This window comes from Oscillochloris sp. ZM17-4 (assembly GCF_019599295.1).
Classification (GTDB): Bacteria; Chloroflexota; Chloroflexia; order Chloroflexales; family Chloroflexaceae; genus Oscillochloris.
In genome coordinates this window covers 171,572-187,531 of the sequence record NZ_JAIEWN010000001.1, presented here as the reverse complement: position 1 = coordinate 187,531, position 15,960 = coordinate 171,572, and the positions used below count along the sequence as shown (strand labels likewise).

At 68.0% G+C, this 15,960-nt stretch carries 15 protein-coding genes and 1 riboswitch; of the genes, 1 reads left to right on the top strand and 14 read right to left on the bottom strand.

Annotation, left to right across the window (positions count from 1 at the left end; genetic code table 11):
• The 14 genes from K2Z83_RS00705 to nusA all read right to left on the bottom strand — a co-directional run.
• Nucleotides 1-420, bottom strand: a 420-nt coding sequence (locus K2Z83_RS00705) for an S-adenosylmethionine synthetase N-terminal domain-containing protein (protein WP_305082494.1), incomplete at its 3' end; no start/stop codon positions are given.
• A gap of 88 nt (nucleotides 421-508) precedes the next feature.
• Nucleotides 509-1,771, bottom strand: coding sequence for an adenosylhomocysteinase (gene ahcY / locus K2Z83_RS00700; RefSeq protein ID WP_220593263.1), 1,263 nt, complete (start codon nucleotides 1,769-1,771; stop codon nucleotides 509-511).
• A gap of 135 nt (nucleotides 1,772-1,906) precedes the next feature.
• Nucleotides 1,907-2,893 (bottom strand): carbohydrate kinase family protein, encoded by a 987-nt coding sequence (locus tag K2Z83_RS00695; RefSeq protein ID WP_220593262.1) that lies wholly within the window; start codon nucleotides 2,891-2,893, stop codon nucleotides 1,907-1,909.
• Nucleotides 2,894-2,915: 22 nt separating this feature from the next.
• Nucleotides 2,916-4,007 carry a hypothetical protein gene (locus K2Z83_RS00690; protein ID WP_220593261.1) on the bottom strand — a complete coding sequence of 364 codons (1,092 nt, stop codon included), beginning with the start codon at nucleotides 4,005-4,007 and terminating at the stop codon, nucleotides 2,916-2,918.
• 5 nt (nucleotides 4,008-4,012) lie between these two features.
• Nucleotides 4,013-5,068 (bottom strand): S-methyl-5-thioribose-1-phosphate isomerase, encoded by a 1,056-nt coding sequence (gene mtnA / locus K2Z83_RS00685; protein ID WP_220593260.1) that lies wholly within the window; start codon nucleotides 5,066-5,068, stop codon nucleotides 4,013-4,015.
• Between the two features lie 60 nt (nucleotides 5,069-5,128).
• Nucleotides 5,129-5,310, bottom strand: a riboswitch (SAM riboswitch).
• A 117-nt stretch (nucleotides 5,311-5,427) separates the two neighbouring features.
• Complete coding sequence (locus K2Z83_RS00680) at nucleotides 5,428-6,642, bottom strand: DHHA1 domain-containing protein (protein WP_220593259.1); 1,215 nt, start codon at nucleotides 6,640-6,642, stop codon at nucleotides 5,428-5,430.
• Nucleotides 6,643-6,728: 86 nt separating this feature from the next.
• Nucleotides 6,729-7,598 carry a tRNA pseudouridine(55) synthase TruB gene (gene truB / locus K2Z83_RS00675; RefSeq protein ID WP_220593258.1) on the bottom strand — a complete coding sequence of 290 codons (870 nt, stop codon included), beginning with the start codon at nucleotides 7,596-7,598 and terminating at the stop codon, nucleotides 6,729-6,731.
• Between the two features lie 201 nt (nucleotides 7,599-7,799).
• A complete protein-coding gene (locus K2Z83_RS00670; protein WP_220593257.1) occupies nucleotides 7,800-8,792 on the bottom strand; it encodes a bifunctional oligoribonuclease/PAP phosphatase NrnA in 993 nt (330 codons plus the stop codon).
• 57 nt (nucleotides 8,793-8,849) lie between these two features.
• Entirely contained in the window at nucleotides 8,850-9,443 is a 594-nt protein-coding gene (locus tag K2Z83_RS00665; RefSeq protein ID WP_220593256.1) for a class I SAM-dependent methyltransferase, read from the bottom strand.
• 42 nt (nucleotides 9,444-9,485) lie between these two features.
• Nucleotides 9,486-9,866 (bottom strand): 30S ribosome-binding factor RbfA, encoded by a 381-nt coding sequence (gene rbfA, locus K2Z83_RS00660; protein ID WP_220593255.1) that lies wholly within the window; start codon nucleotides 9,864-9,866, stop codon nucleotides 9,486-9,488.
• A 78-nt stretch (nucleotides 9,867-9,944) separates the two neighbouring features.
• The gene (gene infB / locus K2Z83_RS00655; RefSeq protein WP_220593254.1) at nucleotides 9,945-11,693 is read right to left on the bottom strand and encodes a translation initiation factor IF-2; all 1,749 of its coding nucleotides are present in this window, start codon (nucleotides 11,691-11,693) and stop codon (nucleotides 9,945-9,947) included.
• On the bottom strand, nucleotides 11,690-12,007 hold the full coding sequence (locus K2Z83_RS00650) for a hypothetical protein (RefSeq protein ID WP_220593253.1): 318 nt from the start codon (nucleotides 12,005-12,007) through the stop codon (nucleotides 11,690-11,692). The genes infB and K2Z83_RS00650 overlap by 4 nt, the downstream gene beginning before the upstream one ends.
• A 103-nt stretch (nucleotides 12,008-12,110) precedes the next feature.
• A complete protein-coding gene (rnpM, locus tag K2Z83_RS00645; RefSeq protein WP_220593252.1) occupies nucleotides 12,111-12,476 on the bottom strand; it encodes an RNase P modulator RnpM in 366 nt (121 codons plus the stop codon).
• Nucleotides 12,477-12,516: 40 nt separating this feature from the next.
• Nucleotides 12,517-13,842, bottom strand: coding sequence for a transcription termination factor NusA (nusA, locus tag K2Z83_RS00640; RefSeq protein ID WP_220593251.1), 1,326 nt, complete (start codon nucleotides 13,840-13,842; stop codon nucleotides 12,517-12,519).
• A gap of 406 nt (nucleotides 13,843-14,248) precedes the next feature.
• Between nusA and K2Z83_RS00635 the strand changes: the two genes are divergently transcribed.
• Entirely contained in the window at nucleotides 14,249-15,931 is a 1,683-nt protein-coding gene (locus K2Z83_RS00635; protein WP_220593250.1) for a hypothetical protein, read from the top strand.
• The last annotated feature ends 29 nt before the right edge of the window (nucleotides 15,932-15,960 follow it).

Here is a 15,960-nt window from a genome sequence, read left to right as displayed (position 1 = left end):
GCCCTGGTCGCCGGCGCCCACCGAGTCGACCTCGGCGTCGCTCATCTCGCCGCCGCGCACCTCAAGCGCCTTATCGACGCCCTGGGCGATGTCGGGCGACTGGCCGTGGATGGCCACCATCACGCCGCAGGTGTCGGCGTCGAAGCCGAAGCTGGCGTCGGTGTAGCCGATCTCCTTGACCGTCGTGCGGACAATCTCCTCGATCGCGATGTAGCCCTTGGCGAAGGTCACCTCGCCGAGCACCACGATCAGGCCGGTGGTGGTGGCCGTCTCCACCGCCACGCGGGCCCGCGGGTCGATCGTGAGGAACGCGTCCAGGATCGCGTCGCTCACCTGGTCGCAGAGCTTATCCGGGTGCCCCGCGCTCACCGACTCGCTGGTGAAGACAAACTTCGGCGAATTCGTAAATGTGGTTGACATAGCGGTACTCCTCTACATGTAAGGGCGCAGCAGTCGCTACGCAACTGCTGCCGCCCGGAGTCATAGCGCCGCGACTGCTGCGCCCCTCCTACGTCCCTTCCTGCCAGCTGTTCAGGTACTTGACCTGCTCGGGGGTGAGCACGTCGATATCGACGCCCATGGCCTTGAGCTTAAGGGCGGCGATCTCCACGTCCAGGTCTTTGGGCAGCGCGTGGACGCCGTTGCTGAGCTTGCCGTGGTTGCGCACCAGGAACTCGGAGGCCAGGGCCTGGTTGGCGAAGCTCATGTCCATCACGGCGCTGGGGTGGCCCTCGGCGCTGGCCAGGTTGATCAGGCGGCCCTCGCCGAGCAGGTTGATCTTGCGGCCGTCCTTCAGCCAGTACTGGTCCACGAAGGCGCGGGGCTGGCGCTTCTCGTTGCTCATCTCCTCCAGGGCCGGGATGTCGATCTCGACGTTGAAGTGGCCGCTGTTGGCCACCACGCAGCCGTCCTTCATCGTGGCGAAGGCGCGGGTGTCGATCACGTGCTTGTTGCCGGTCGCGGTGACGATGAAGTCGGCCAGAGCGGCGGCCTGCTCCATCGTCATCACCCGGTAGCCGTCCATGGTGGCCTCAAGGGCGCGCACCGGGTCGATCTCGGTGACGATCACATTCGCGCCGTGGCCGCGGGCGCGCTCGGCGATGCCGCGCGAGCAGTAGCCGTAGCCGCCAACCACAAAGGTCTTGCCGGCCAGCAGGATGTTCGTCGCGCGGATGATCCCGTCCAGGGTGCTCTGGCCGGTGCCGTAGCGGTTGTCGAAGAGGTGCTTGGTGTCGCTGTCGTTCACCGCGATCACCGGGAAGGTCAGCACGCCATCGGCGGCCATCGCCCGCAGGCGGATGACGCCGGTGGTGGTCTCCTCAGTCGAGCCGAACATATCGGCGATCAGCTCGGGGTACTCCTTGAGCACGCCGTGGACCAGGTCGGCCCCATCGTCCATCGTGATCTGCGGCTTGTGCTCCAGGCCGGCCTTGATGTGCTGGTAGTAGACCTCGTTGCTCTCGCCCTTGATCGCGTAGACCGGGATCTCCTCGAAGGCCACCAGCGCGGCGGCCACATCGTCCTGGGTGCTCAGCGGGTTCGAGGCCACCAGCACCACATCGGCGCCGGCGGAGGCCAGCGTGCGCATCAGGTTGCCGGTCTCGCTGGTCACGTGCAGACAGGCGCTGACCCGCACGCCGGCCAGGGGGCGCTCCTTCTCGAAGCGCTCCTTGATCAGGCGCAGCACCGGCATCTCTTTCTCGGCCCAGTCCATGCGCTTGCGGCCCTGCTCGGCCAGGTTCAGGTCCTTGATGTCGTAGTTTGCAGTCATTCCTTGGTTTCTCCTGGTTGAGACGCCTCAGCGAGGCATCTTTACGGGCGAACCCTTGTGTCCGCCCGACTCACCCGCCCCTTTCATGTGAGGAGGTGGCGGTTTGATCGCGTAGGGACGCAGCGTGCTGCGTCCCTACGCGACCGATGATCGAACCGCATCCATCGCCAGGGCGCCCGCCGGCAGGTCGTGGCCGAAGGCGGACTGGTAGCGCTCGACGAAGGACTCGCGCCCGTAGCGATGCTCCTGGCAGCCGCGTGACTCGATCGCGTAGGCCGCCGCCAGGGCCGCCACCCGCCCGGTCATCTCGATCGGCAGGTCGTGGGCGATGCCCAGGGCCAGCCCGGCCAGGTAGGCGTCGCCGGCGCCCGTCGGGTCCACCACCTCGCTCACCGGCGCGGTGGGGATGGTCGCCGCCAGCCGCCCGTCGACATAGATCAGCGAGCCGGCCTCGCCGCGGGTCACCACCGTCAGCGGCACGCTGGCGATCAGCTCCTCCTCGCTAATCTCCAGCATCTTCGCCATCATGCCGAACTCGTAGTCGTTGCCGACAAACACCCGCGCCCCCGACAAGCCGGTGCGAATATGATCCGCCGATAGCCGGGGCGACTGCTTGCCCGGGTCGAAGATGTAGGGGATGCCAAGCCGCTGGCACTCAACGGCGTAGCTCAGGATCGCCTCAGGCGTGGTCGGCGAGATCAGCACCAGGTCCTCGCCGGTCAGGCCGAGGTCGGCGAGCGAGAGCTTATGGTCGTGGCTCATGGCGCCGGGGTAGAATGCCACAATCTGGTTATTCGCCCGGTCGGTGTTGATGAAGCACGAGGCCGTGAACTCGTTGGCGATCTCGACCAGCCCGCTCGTGTCGACGCCCTGGCCCTCCAGCCAGGCCCGGTACTCGCCGAAGTCCTGGCCGACCGTGCCCACCATCAGCGGGCGCTCGCCGAGCAGCGCCAGGTTGTAGGCGACGTTCCCGGCCACACCGCCGCGCAGCCGCTTCATCGAGTCGACCAGGAAGCTGACCGAGAGGATGTGCTGCTTCTCCATCAGCAGGTGGTCCTTAAAGTGGCCGGGGAAGTCCATGATATAGTCGAACGCGAGCGAGCCAGTCACTACAATCCGCATGTTTTTTTCCTCGTACATCGCACTATCGGCTATCGACAATTGGCAATCGGCTGTCAGCCATCGGCTCTTTCCCGAGGCCGTGTACATCGCGCAGGCGCTGTGAGACGGCGGCGCACATGCGCAGGGCCGCCTCAGCCGTGTCCACCGGCAGGGCGGAGAGGTCGCCGCAGCTGGTGATCAGCGAGGACTCCAGAATATTCTGCCGGCTCACGTCGCCCACCGCCGCGATCTGATCGGCGGCGAACTCGACCTGCCGAGCCAGCGCAGCGGCCGTTGCCTGATCCAGCCCCCCCGCGTCAGCGGGAACCACCCCCCAGCCAAGAATGCCGCCCCGATCAAGGAACTGCGACACCGACGCGGCGGAGCGGGTGAGCTCAGCGATATGCTCGTTCGCATCAAACATCACCAGGTCCACCGACGTCATCAGCAGCGCCTCCCAGTCCACACCCGCGCCGACGCTGATCCCCCGGCAGCCCGCCATCGTGTCCAGCAGCCGGTCGATCATATCGACGCCCTCGTCGCGCTCGATCGGGCAGAGCGGCAGGCTCAGCGCGTCGAGGAAGGGCTCGTCCAGGCAGAGGATCACGCTGTCGGTGTAGGTGCTGAGCTGCTCGTAGTGCCAGGCGAGCCGCAGCGAGAGGTGGTGGATCAGCGCCTCGCGCAGCGCCGGGTCGTAGGCCAGCGGCCGCTCGTCCTCATCAGTCAGCTGAAGGGCCAGGCTGACCGGGCCGCGCACCGTGCCCTTCAGGGCGCGGGCGCGGTGGCCGTGGCCCACCAGGCGCAGCAGCTCGCCGAGGCCTGCGGCGTGGTCGGAGGGCAGCGCGCCCAGCCCCGGGTCGCCGCGCAGGTAGGCCAGGCCAAGGCGATCCAGCCCGATCTCGGCGGCCGCGTGGTCCACGCTGATCCGATGGTAGGCCGGGTCGATCGTCAGGCCGGGGAAGCCGGCGGCCGCCTGGGCCATCGGCGTCTCGCGGAAGCTGCGCTCGGGCACCGCCGGCCAGGCCGGGATGTCGGGCGTGACGGCGGCCACCAGCGCGACCGCGTCGTGGGCGGTGGCGTGGGGCAGCCCGCCCCAGAGCACGGGCAGGCAGGCCGGCGCAAAGGCGAGAGGCATAGGCGCTACGCACCCTCTTTGACGCGCCGGAGGCCCGGCACAAATGGCGGCTCGACGACGCCGCGCTCGGTAATGATCGCCGTGATCAGCTCAGCCGGGGTGACATCGAAGGCCGGGTGGGCCGCCTGCACGCCCGCCGGCGCGATCAGCTGGCCGGCGAGGTGCGTCACCTCTTCGGATGAGCGCTCCTCGATCGGGATTCCGCTGCCATCCGGGATGCTCAGGTCAACCGTCGATGTCGGCGCGGCCACATAGAAGGGGATGCCGTGGTAGCGGGCGAGGACGGCCAGGCTGTAGGTGCCGATCTTATTGGCCGTGTCGCCGTTGGCCACGATCCGGTCGGCCCCGACGATCACACAGTCCACCCGGCCGCGCTGCATCATAAAGCCGGCCATATTGTCGGTGATCAGGGTGAGCGGGATGCCGGACTGCTGCAGCTCCCAGGCGGTGAGCCGGGCGCCCTGGAGGAAGGGCCGGGTCTCATCGACCCAGACGTGGATCGCGCGGCCCTGGGCGAAGGCACTGCGCATAGGCGCGAGGGCGGTGCCGTAGCCGGCCGTGGCCAGGCCGCCGGCGTTGCAGTGGGTCAGCACATGGCCGCCCGCCGGGATAAGCGGCGCGCCGTGGTCGCCGATCGCGTGGCACATGGCCAGGTCCTCGGCCAGGATAGCGTGGGCCTCCTCCAGCAGGGCCGCGGCCAGGGCGCGCGGCCCATCCGCCTCGGGGCCAAGCTGCCGGGCCTTCGCCAGCACCCGCTCGGTGGCCCAGGCCAGGTTCACCGCCGTGGGCCGCTGGCTGTCAAGCACATCCTTCGCCACCGCCAGGTCAGCCAGCAGCGCCGCGACATCGGCGGCGGGCGACTGGAGCGCCGCCTGGGCCATGCCGTAGGCGGCGGTGCAGCCGATCGCCGGGGCGCCGCGCACCTGCATCGTCTTGATCGCGCTGGCCACCGACTCCAGGCCTTCGCAGCGCACAACCACCTGCTCGTGCGGCAGTCGCTTCTGGTCGACCAGACAGACCGCCCCCTGCTCCCACCAGACCGTGCGTAGTTCCTCGCTCATCGTTGTCACCACACAAAAAGCCGCTCGCAAGGCGAGAGGCTCCTAGTAGGTGAGGTAGTCCTCTCATCTTCCGACGGGCACAAAGACGCCGCCGCAGGAGTTAGCACCGTTCCTTAGGAATGTGGAATTGTGAATGTTGAATGTTGAATTGACCATTCAACATTTAACATTTAACATTCAACATTTCTCGGGGTGGTTGCCGGGCTTCACAGGGCCAGTCCCTCTGCCCATCTAGATGAGTTGTATAAAGTCACCGATTTTGCGCCGGGTGAACATTGGCCGCGATTATAGCACGCCTATGGGAGGGGCGCAAACGGGGGTTGGGGGTTGAGGTGCCGGATATGGTTGCCTGACCCGCGCTACGCCCGCGCCGCCGCCGCCATCGCGTCGAGGGCGGCGGCGATCTGCTCGGAGCGCGGGCCGCCGCCCTGGGCCAGGGTCGGCCCGCCGCCGCCCCTCCCGTCGAGCAGCGGCAGTCCGGCCTGCAGGATCTGGCGGGCGTCGCGGCCGCTGTCGGCGGCGCAGGCCACCACCAACTGGGCGCGCTCGCCGGGTGCCCCGAGGATGGCCACGCCGCCCGACCGCCCGGCGATGGCCTGGGCCACCCGGCGCAGCCGCTCGACGCTGAGCCCAGGCAGTGCCGCCCGCACCAGCCGCGCCGCGCCGTGGGGCTCGGCCACCGCGTAGCGCGCCTCGGCGTCGGCGGCGTCGAGGGCGGACTGGGCCTGCTCAAGCTCCTTCTGGGCGGCGCGCAGGGCGACCTGAAGCCGCTCCACGGCGGCGGGCAGCTCATCCGCGCCCACGCTGAGCGCCGCCGCCGCGCCGCCCGCCGCCGCGCTCAGCCGGCGAAAGGCCGCCAGCGCCCGCCCGCCGCAGGCGAACTCCACCCGCACCCCGCCGCGCTGACGCCCCCAGCGGATCACCCGGATCGCGCCCACCCCGCCGGCGCTGCGCGGGTGCGTGCCCCCGCAGGCCGAGTGGTCGAAGTCGGCGATGCTCACCACCCGCACGTTCTCGGCCACGCTCGGCGGCTTGCGCAGCGGCAGGGACGCCAGCTCCTCAGGCGTCACAAAGCGCGCCGTCACCGGGAGGTCATCCCAGATCACCGCGTTGGCCAGGTCTTCGGCCGCCCGCGCCTGCGCCTCGGTCAGCCCCGGCGCGTCCAGGTCGATCGTCACCGAGTCATCGCCCAGATGGAAGGATGTGGTCGCGAGGCCGCACGCCGCGATAAACGCCGCCGTGAGCAGGTGCTGCCCGCAGTGCTGCTGCATATGGTCGAGCCGGCGCGGCCAGTCGATCGCGCCCTCCACACGCGCCCCCAGCGGCAGGGCCGCCAGATCCTCGGCGCGGGCCAGGGCGTGCCAGACCACCCCGCCCTCGGCCTGCACATCCGCGATGGCGATGCCGCCCAGGGTGCCATAGTCCGCCGGCTGCCCGCCGCCCTCCGGGTAGAAGACGCTGCGGTCCAGCGCCACCGCCGCCCGCCCGCCGACCGCGCCGTGGGCGAGCACCGTCGCCGTAAACCTGGCCAGGTAGGAGTCGGCGTAGTACAAACGATCCGTCTTAGAAGCCATGCCCATACCCGCCGTAGGGGCACAGCAGGAACCGGGTGGGTGTGCCGTGTGCGGCGCGCCCATCCGGTTCCTGCTGCGCCCCTACTTTAACCATGAAACACCTTTGCCGGCCGCCAGGCCTCGCCCTCGCGCCGCAGCACCGCCAGCAGCGCGCCCGCCTCGTCGTAGGCGCAGGCCTGCTCGCCGGGCGTGTTGTCCAGCGCGACCGGCAGCCCGTTGCGCACCCGCCGCGCGCCCTCGGCGTCAAGCCGCGCCGTCGGCCAGCCGTCTAGGGCCACCTCGGGGGGCATGATCAGCCCCGGCAGCCGCCCCGGCTCAGCCTGGAGGTCGGCCAGAGCCACGGCCTCGCCGATAGCGAAGGGGCCGACGAAGGTGCGCTGGAGCGCCGCCAGGTGCGCCCCGCAGCCGAGGGCCGCCCCGATATCGCGGGCCAGCGAGCGGATGTAGGTGCCCTTGCCGCAGACCACGTCGATGACCAACGTGTCGGGGCCACCCAGCTCCCAGGTCAGCGCATCGACCTGCACCGGTCGGGCCGCAAGCTCCACCGTCTTGCCCGCCCGCGCCAGGTCGTAGAGCCGCTGGCCCTGGTGGTGCAGGGCCGAGTACATCGGTGGCACCTGCAGGATCGCGCCGCGCAGCGGGGCAACCGCCGCCTCGATCAGCTCGGGCGACAGCGGCGGCACCGGGGATGTCGCTATGATCTCGCCCTCGGCGTCATCGGTGCTGGTGCTCGCGCCCAGGCGCACCAGGCCCCGGTAGCCCTTGCGGACATCGGCCAGGTACTCGATCAGGCGCGTGGCGTGGCCGAGGGCCACCGGCAGCACGCCGGTAGCCGCCGGGTCGAGCGTGCCGGCGTGGCCGACCTTCACCCCACGACCGGCGAGGCGGCGCACCCGCGCCACCACATCGTGCGAGGTCATGCCCGCCGGCTTATCGATGTTCAGAAAACCGTGCATATCGCCCCGTAGGGCCGAAGCATTCGGGTTTGGTGCAAAGACATGGTTTCAGAGGGGCCGAATCAGAGTAACAGTTCGTAGTGTGGGCTTCAGCCCCCTGTGGCCCATCTGGCGCGCTGAAGCGCCCACTACGAGCCTCGCAAACTGTAAATCGCCTACGAACCTTGTCAAAGCGCCAAACCCGAATGCTTCGGCCCTACATCATCCCCCAATCGCCGCCCGCAGCAGGGGCAGCACCGCCGCCTCGGCCTCGTCGAGGCCCATCGGCAGGTCGGCCCCGGCGGCCTGAGTGTGGCCGCCGCCGCCCCATGTGCGCGCGACCTCGGCCACGTTGATCCCCGGCACCGAGCGCATGCTGATCTTCACCTTGCCGTTGGCCCGCTCCTTGAACAGGACGGCCGCGCGCATCCCGGCCACGCGCTGGATCTGCTTCATCGCCTCGTCCGTCGCCTCATCGGCCGCGCCGCTCGCGCGCATCATCTCCCGAGAGACCTTCACCCACAGGAGCCCGCCCTCGCGCTGCAGCTGGCTGAGTGCAAGCCCCACCATCCGCGCCGTCGTCTCAGGCACCGAGAAGTAGATCGCGCTCACCACCAGGCGCTGGTCGGCCCCGGCGTCGATCATCTCGGCGGCGGTGCGCAGGGTCTGCGCGAGCGTCGCGCTGGTCTGAAAGCTCTGGGTGTCGGTGGTCGTGCCGAGCAGCATGCAGGTCGCCGCCTCCGGCGAGATCGGCAGCTCCATGGCGCGCAGCAGGCGAAAGAGCAGGTCGGCGCAGGAGGCGGCCTGCGGCTGGATCAGGTTGAGCGTCCCAGCCCCGTCATTCGTCACGTGGTGGTCGACGATCATCAGCGGGCGGGCGGCCATCGCCGGGCCATGGTCGCGGTAGATCTGGCCGACCCGCTCAAGCGAGGCGGTGTCGAGCATCCAGATCAGATCGCAGTCCGGCAGCGCGCCGCCGGCCTGGTAGATCGTCACCTGCTCCACGCCGGGCAGCGCCTCGCCGTAGCTGGGCAGCGCCGACGAGGCCACCGGGATCGGCTCCTTGCCGATCGCCCGCAGGGCGTGGCACGCCCCCAGCAGCGAGCCGATCGCGTCGCCGTCGGGGTTGATGTGGGTCAGCAGCAGGATCCGGTGGGCCTCGGCGATCTGCCGGGCGAAGGCGGGCGCCGCATCAGTCGGGTCTGTGTAGATCATAGAGGAGCCTCTATAGTGTTGAGTGTTGAGTGTTGAGTGAAACTCAGCACTCAACACTCAACACTCAACACTCGGCTTCAGCAGCCGATACACCGTGTGCCCTGATCGCTTCTTGATCTCTTTCAGCTTGAGCTGGTTGCGCACGCCGATGCGCGGGATGAGGTGGTTCAGCCCGCTGACCACCACAAACCAGTACTCGCCGCCGGGGCGCAGCTGGGCGAGCGGGCCGAGGATGAACTCCTGCTCGATCGCCAGGTCGCCGATCTTGGCCGGGATGTTCGAGATGATCAGGTCGTAGGGGCCGGGCGGCACCGACTCAAGGCCGACGCTGCCGAGCACCTGCGCGTTCGCGGCCGCGTTGAGCGCCGCGTTATGTCGAGCGTAGCGCACCGCGAGCAGGTCCTTATCGGCCAGGATCACGGCGGCCTCGGGGTAGCGCCGCGCCATGGTGATGCCGATCACCCCACAGCCGCAGCCGAGGTCGAGGATGCGCGCGGGGGCGTCGGCCGGCTCCAGCCACCGCAGCAGCAGATCCGTGCCATCATCGACATCGAAGGACGAGAAGATCGTATGGCCGACATCGAACGCGAACTGCTGGCCGCGCAGGCTGTAGGGGATGCGCTTCTTGTAGTAGGCGTCGGTCTCGCTCATCCATCATAGCGTGACATAAGGCAAGGTGCGCCTTGCCTTATGTCACTCCTCATCAATCTTAGGCGGGTTTGCCCGGCGCTCCTGCTCGACCTCGTGCAGCACCTGCTCAATGCGGATGCTGTAGTCGAGCGAGGAGTCCTGCACCAGATGCAGCTCGGGGATAAAGCGCATGTGGCGCATCTCATCGGCCACCCGCCGGCGCAGGAAGCTGCGTGAGCGCAGGAGGCCGGCCATCGTATCGGCCTGCTCCGTCTCATCACCCATCACCGAGATCCGCACCGTCGCGTGCTGGAGGTCCGCGCTCACCTCAACGCCCGTGACCGTGGCGAAGCCCACCCGCGGATCTTTGATCTCGGACTGGATTACTGCGCCGAGCACCTTCTGGATGCGGTCGGCGACCTGTAGGAGCCGCTGTTTTGACATTGCAGATTGCAGATTGCAGATTGCAGATTGTCGAGCGCACAGCTAATCTGCAATCGACAATCTGCAATCTGCAATTCCCTAGAGGCTCGACTCAACCCGCTCCTGGCGGTAGAACTCCATGTTGTCGCCCACCTGGACATCGGTGAAGCTCTCGACGACCAGGCCACACTCGTAGCCGGACGTCACCTCGCGCGCGTCGTCCTTGAAGCGCTTGAGGCTGCTGATCTTCCCGTCGTGGATCACCGCGCCGCTGCGCAGCACGCGCACGCTCTGGCCGGTGCGCGTCACCTTGCCGTCGGTGATGTACAGGCCGGCGACCACCTCGCGCGAGGGCAGCCGGAAGGTGTTGCGCACATCGGCGTAGCCCTCGACCACCTCTTTGTAGGTGGGCGCCAGCATGCCGACGATAGCCTTCTTGATGTCATCTGTCAGCTGGTAGATGATGTTGTAGAAGCGGATATCGATGCCCTGCTGCTCGGCAGCGCGCCGCGCCGCCGGGTCGGGGCGGGCATTGAAGCCGATGATGATCGCCTGGCTGGCCGACGCCAGGTTCACATCGCCCTCGGTGATCGCGCCGGTTGCCTTGTGCAGGATCTTGACCTGGACCTCATTCTGCGAGCTGTTCAGCTGGCCGAGCTGGTGCTCGATCGCGCCGATCGAGCCCTGGACGTCCGCCTTCAGGATCACATTCAGATCCTTCATCTGACCCTGCTGTACCTTGCTGAAGAGATCCTCTAGCGTGGTGCCGCGCACCATCCCCACCGCCTCCATGCGGGTCTGGCGCTGGCGCTGGAGGGCGATGTCGCGGGCGACCGTCAGATCGTCCACCACCTGGAGGATATCGCCGGCCTGGGGCACCCCATCGAGGCCGAGGATCTCCACCGGGGTGGACGGGTCCGCGAAGCGCAGGCGCTTGCCGCCATCGTTGAACATCATCTTGATCTTGCCGGCGACGCCGCCCACGAGCACATTATCCTCCGGGCGCAGCGTGCCATTCTGGATGAGCACCGTCGCCACCGGGCCACGGTTCTTATCCAGCTCGGCCTCGATGATCGTGCCCACCGCCGGGGCGTCGGGGTTCGCCTTGAAGTCCTCAAGGTCGGACACCAGCAGGATCATCTCCAGCAGCCCCTCGATGTTCAGCTTCGACTTGGCCGAGACCTCGACCGAGGGCACATTGCCGCCATACGACTCAAGGATCACATCATTCGCGGCCAGCTGCTGCCTGATCCGGTCGGGGTTCGCCGTCGGCAGATCGATCTTGTTGACCGCCACGATCATCGGCACGCCGGCCGCCTTCACGTGGGAGATCGCCTCGATCGTCTGCGGCATGACGCCATCGTCGGCGGCGACCACCAGGATGACGATATCCGTCGCCTGGGCGCCGCGGGCGCGCATCGCGGTGAATGCCTCGTGGCCGGGGGTATCGAGGAAGGTAATCTTGCGGTGGTTCACCTCGATCTGATAGGCACCGATATGCTGGGTGATGCCGCCGGCCTCGCCCTCGGCCACCCGCGCCGAGCGAATCGCGTCGAGCAGCTTGGTCTTCCCATGGTCGACGTGACCCATGATCGTCACCACCGGCGGGCGCGTCCGCATCTCATCCTCGCCCTGGGCGGAGAGCACATCCTTGATATTATCGATAATGCCGGCGAGCTGCGCGGGCACCGTCTCGTGCGTCTCGATATTGAAGTCTGCGACGATCAGCGCCGCAGTCTCATAGTCGATCTGCTGGTTGATCGTCGCCAGCACGCCGCTTTTCATCAGCGCCTTGAGGATCTCAGACGCGCCGATGCCCGTGGCCTCCGAGAGCTCACGGATAGTCATGATGCTTTGGAGCTCGACGATGCCACGCGGGCGAACCGGTATCCGTGGCGCAGGAGCGCCGCCGCGCCCGCCGCGCCCGCGCATCCCACCATCATCTGAGCCGCCGGGGCGTCGTCCGCCGCCGGGGCGACCGCCGCCGCCGGGGCGACCGCCGCCGCCGGGGCGACCGCCGCCGCCGCCGCTGGGCCGACCGCCGCCGCCGCCGCTGGGCCGACCGCCGCCACCGCCGCCGCCGCCGCCGCCACTACCGCCGCCACCACCACGGCCGCCACGCATAGAGACTGCAGATCCTTGAATATCTTTTGGCGAGTCACCTTTCTGCGGCATTTTGAGCTCCCTTTCGCTATTCTAACGCGCGATGCCGGGCGCGTGAGACAATTGCAGACAGACCGTGCCATAAGGGCAACGGCTCACGCATCAAACCCTGACATCGTGCGACAGCACATCAACGCTATGATCATCAGGCCTATGATCTTCGGCTATCGGCAGCCCGCGAATATACGCGAGCAGATCTCGCTGATTCTCGGCCGAGAGTGGTTCGACACGCAGCGCCCGCTCGAGCGTGCGGCGCTTCATTGCCAGCTCCCAGCACGCCGCAGTATGGCACAGATAGGCACCGCGGCCATGGCGCTTCCCGGTAGAGTCAACCTCAACGCGCCCCTCTGCCGTACGCACGAGCCGGATAAGCCCGCGCTTTGCATCGGTGCGGCGACAGGCGACGCACGTGCGCTGTGGCACATGCTTCACCCGTCCGCTCCTCTGGGTATCGCCCGTCTTTGCCATATCGCTCCATCAGACGCCGCTGCGTGCGGCCTTGCCCAGCTTAGACCTCTTCTATCTCGGCTTTATCCTCAGCCTCGATCAGAATGTACGAGGCGATCAGCCGATCCTGGTAGTAGATATAGATCTTCTGCGAGGTCGCCCGCAGCTGCACGGTATCGCCGGCGAGATCGTTCCCGAGCGGCCCATAGGAGGCCTTCTGGTAGACAATCGTGCCGTTGGCCTGCACCTTACGAGTCTCGACCTTCGCATTCGTCAGCTCCACCTCAGTCGCCATCGCCTCAGCCTCGGCATAGCCGCGCACCTCAGCGGAAGCCCGCTCCTCCTCAAGCAGCGCCGTCGCGCTCTTGATATCGATACGCCAGCCCGAGAGCTTGGCGGCGAGGCGCACATTCTGGCCCTCTTTGCCGATCGCCAGCGAGAGCTGCTTATCCGGCACGATCACCTGCGCCACGTGGTCGTCCTCATTCAGATGCACCTCGACGACCTGGGCAGGCGAGAGCGCGTTCGCGATCAGATCTTTCGGGTCCGGCGACCACTGGACGACATCGATCTTCTCGCCGTTCAGCTCATTAACGATATTCTGGATGCGGATGCCGCGCATACCCACGCACGAGCCGACCGGGTCGATCCCCTCCTGGCGCGCGGCCACCGCCACCTTCGTGCGCAGGCCGGGCTCGCGGGCGATCGACTTGATCTCCACCGTGCCGTTGAAGATCTCGGGCACCTCCATCTCAAAGAGGCGCACGATCAGGTTCTTGTGGGTGCGCGAGGCGATCAGCCGCGGGCCGCGATCCTCCTTGCGGATCTCCATCAGGTAGACCTTCAGGCGCTGCCCGTGATAGTAGCGGTCGTTATCGACCTGCTCCTTCGGCGGCAGGATCGCCTCGGCCTTGCCCATCTCTAGGATCACGTTCCCCTTGGCGATCCGCTGCACCGTGGCGGTGATCAGCTCACCCTCACGATCCATATACTCGCCGTAGATGTACTCGCGCTCAACCTCTTTGATCCCCTGCAGCACAACCTGCTTGGCCGTCTGCGCGGCGATCCGTCCGAAGTCGTTCGGCGTGCTCTCCATGATCACCGTCTCGCCGATCTGGACGTCGGGGCGAACCTTCTGGGCGTCGGTCAGCTCGACCTCAAAACGCTCGTCGAAGACCTCGTCCACCACCTGCTTCTCAGCGAACACCGTGGCGGCGCCCGTCTGCGAGTCAAGCTTCACCGTCACTTCCATCGGCGGCGGATTATTGCCGAGCGTGCGCTTATAGGCGGTGATCAGCGCCTTCTCCATGACATCAATGATCGCCTCTTTGGGGATGCCACGCTCTGCCGCAATCTGTGAGATCGCTGTATAAAAATCGCTCTTCATACCCTCACTCGCCTACAACAACAAGAAAAGTGGGGTGTACCCACTTTTCACAAACGCACAGCACAGACTGCTTGCCGCTGCCAGCAAGATGGCCGGATAGACCGGCGCACCCACAGGCGGGCAGCTTTTTCAGGAAACAGAACTCACAACGTGTTCATGTATGAGTGTTCCTGAGATGAGACTGGCGTCCGCACGATACAACCAAAACATTGCCTCGCAGTCGGGAGTTAAAGGCACACATAGGCGAACCTCACCCCTTAGCCACGCGCTAGGTAGTATAGCACCTTGAATTGTGTTTTGCAAACAACCCCGACGCCTCGGTATGCCTCTCCCTATATGCGCTGCCGCCATTGTCGCTATGCTACAATATCGGCAGCCTGTACGCCGCACCCATGACTCCGCAGCTATGGCCGACATTATCGAGGCCCTCAACAACCTGGCCCGGCAGCGCGGGCGCGGGGACGCGAGCCCGCTCCTCGCGCTGCGCGCCCTGCCCACACGCGCGGGCGCCCGCATCAGCCACCTGCCGATCAGCCAGCGGCTCTCGCAGGCCTGGATCTCGCTCACCGGCCAGCCCTTCCGCCAGCACCAATCGCTCTCGCTCTCGGCCCTGCGCCGGGGCGACCCCTTCGCGCTCGTGGGCGGCGGGCCGGCGGCGCGGCAGACGCTGCATATGCTGGCCTTCGAGCTGCTGCGCGGCGATTCTCAGGGCACGGCCCTGCTGCTCGCCCCCGACGAGGATAGCGCCGCCCGGCACCTCGGCGACCTGGAGCGGCTGGCGGCGGCGCTCGCCGAGCCCCTGCGCGTAGCTGCGGCCCAGGGCGACGGGCTGCGGGCCGCCCTCAGCGCGCGTATAGTTGTCGCCGCGCCCGCCGCCCTCCACGAGCGCATGCTGCGCCACCACGACCGGGCCTGGCATGGCTTCTGGTCGCGCCTCCAGCTGATCCTGGTGGCCGACGCCCACCGCTACGCCGGGGTGTCCGCCGGCCACCTCTCGTCGCTGCTGCTGCGCGCCCAGCGCCTCGCCCCATCGGACCCGCCGCCCTTCCTCGGCGCGACGCTGGCCGAGGCCCAGGACGCGGGCGAGGTGCTGGCCCAGGTGGCGGGCCGGCCATGGCGGATGATCGCCGTGGACGATCTGCCGCGCCCGGCGGCGCACCTGGCGCTCTGGCGCCCCGGTGGCGACCGCGCCCGTGAGGCGGTGGCGCTGGCGCTCGGCATGCAGCGGGCCGGCGCGAGCGTCTATATAGTGTGCCTGCCGCTTGAGGTTCCGCTGCTGCGCTCGCTCCTTGGATCTGACGCCACCCAGGTGGGCGTGGGGGTCGGTGCCCAGCTCGCCCAGGTGCAGATCCTCGTCGGCTCCGCCTGCGGCGCGGCAGCCCTCCACGAGGCGCTGGCTGGCGGCGCGGCCCTGACGATCCTGCTGCTCGGCGATGATCCGGCCGAGCGCATGATCGCCCGCCTCTGCGCCCGCGACCCCGCCCACCTGCCGCTGCTCGATGACCCGCCGCCGGCCTGGGTCGCCGCGCCCGCAAACGCCTATGTGGTCGCCCAGCACCTGATCTGCGCCGCCAGCGAGCGCCCGATCAGCGCCGCAGAGGTGGACGACTGGCAGGCCGGCTCGATCGTCGCCCGCCTGGTGGCGCACCAGCAGCTCGCCCCGCTCCCCGAGGCCGTCCCGGCGTGGCAGCCGCTCCCCGGCGGCGGCGACCCCTACGCGGGCTTTGACCTGCACGCCGCAGGCTCTGCCTCCCCGGCCATCCTGGACGACCAGGGGCGCGCCCTGGCCGCCCTCGACCCGGCCGCCTTCGACCGCTGGGCCTTCCCCGGAGCCGCCCTGCCTCCCCTGCGCGGCGGCTACCGGGTGATCGGCCGCGATGACGGCGAGCTCAGCCTGACGATCCGCGCCGCCGGCGAGGGCCGGCGCACCTTCCCGCTGCGGCACTGTACGGTGCGCGTCCGCGACTGTCGCGAGCGGCGCGACCTGCGCGGCCGGGAGGTGGCCTGGGGCCGGGTGGTGGTGGATGAGGAGATCTACGGCTATCGCGAGGTGAGCCCCGGCGGCGCCCCACTCTTGCTCTTCGTCTAGCAGCCTTTCTTGTTGCCGCCTGGAAACAT

What these genes read in the sequence shown, in the direction of transcription:
- K2Z83_RS00690 (WP_220593261.1), bottom strand. Translation starts at nt 4,007, where the DNA reads ATGCCTCTCGCCTTTGCGCCGGCCTGCCTGCCCGTGCTCTGGGGCGGG.
- ahcY (WP_220593263.1), bottom strand. Translation starts at nt 1,771, where the DNA reads ATGACTGCAAACTACGACATCAAGGACCTGAACCTGGCCGAGCAGGGC.
- K2Z83_RS00670 (WP_220593257.1), bottom strand. Translation starts at nt 8,792, where the DNA reads ATGATCTACACAGACCCGACTGATGCGGCGCCCGCCTTCGCCCGGCAG.
- mtnA (WP_220593260.1), bottom strand. Translation starts at nt 5,068, where the DNA reads ATGAGCGAGGAACTACGCACGGTCTGGTGGGAGCAGGGGGCGGTCTGT.
- rnpM (WP_220593252.1), bottom strand. Translation starts at nt 12,476, where the DNA reads ATGGCAAAGACGGGCGATACCCAGAGGAGCGGACGGGTGAAGCATGTG.
- K2Z83_RS00635 (WP_220593250.1), top strand. Translation starts at nt 14,249, where the DNA reads ATGGCCGACATTATCGAGGCCCTCAACAACCTGGCCCGGCAGCGCGGG.
- nusA (WP_220593251.1), bottom strand. Translation starts at nt 13,842, where the DNA reads ATGAAGAGCGATTTTTATACAGCGATCTCACAGATTGCGGCAGAGCGT.
- K2Z83_RS00695 (WP_220593262.1), bottom strand. Translation starts at nt 2,893, where the DNA reads ATGCGGATTGTAGTGACTGGCTCGCTCGCGTTCGACTATATCATGGAC.
- infB (WP_220593254.1), bottom strand. Translation starts at nt 11,693, where the DNA reads ATGACTATCCGTGAGCTCTCGGAGGCCACGGGCATCGGCGCGTCTGAG.
- truB (WP_220593258.1), bottom strand. Translation starts at nt 7,598, where the DNA reads ATGCACGGTTTTCTGAACATCGATAAGCCGGCGGGCATGACCTCGCAC.
- K2Z83_RS00665 (WP_220593256.1), bottom strand. Translation starts at nt 9,443, where the DNA reads ATGAGCGAGACCGACGCCTACTACAAGAAGCGCATCCCCTACAGCCTG.
- rbfA (WP_220593255.1), bottom strand. Translation starts at nt 9,866, where the DNA reads ATGTCAAAACAGCGGCTCCTACAGGTCGCCGACCGCATCCAGAAGGTG.
- K2Z83_RS00680 (WP_220593259.1), bottom strand. Translation starts at nt 6,642, where the DNA reads ATGGCTTCTAAGACGGATCGTTTGTACTACGCCGACTCCTACCTGGCC.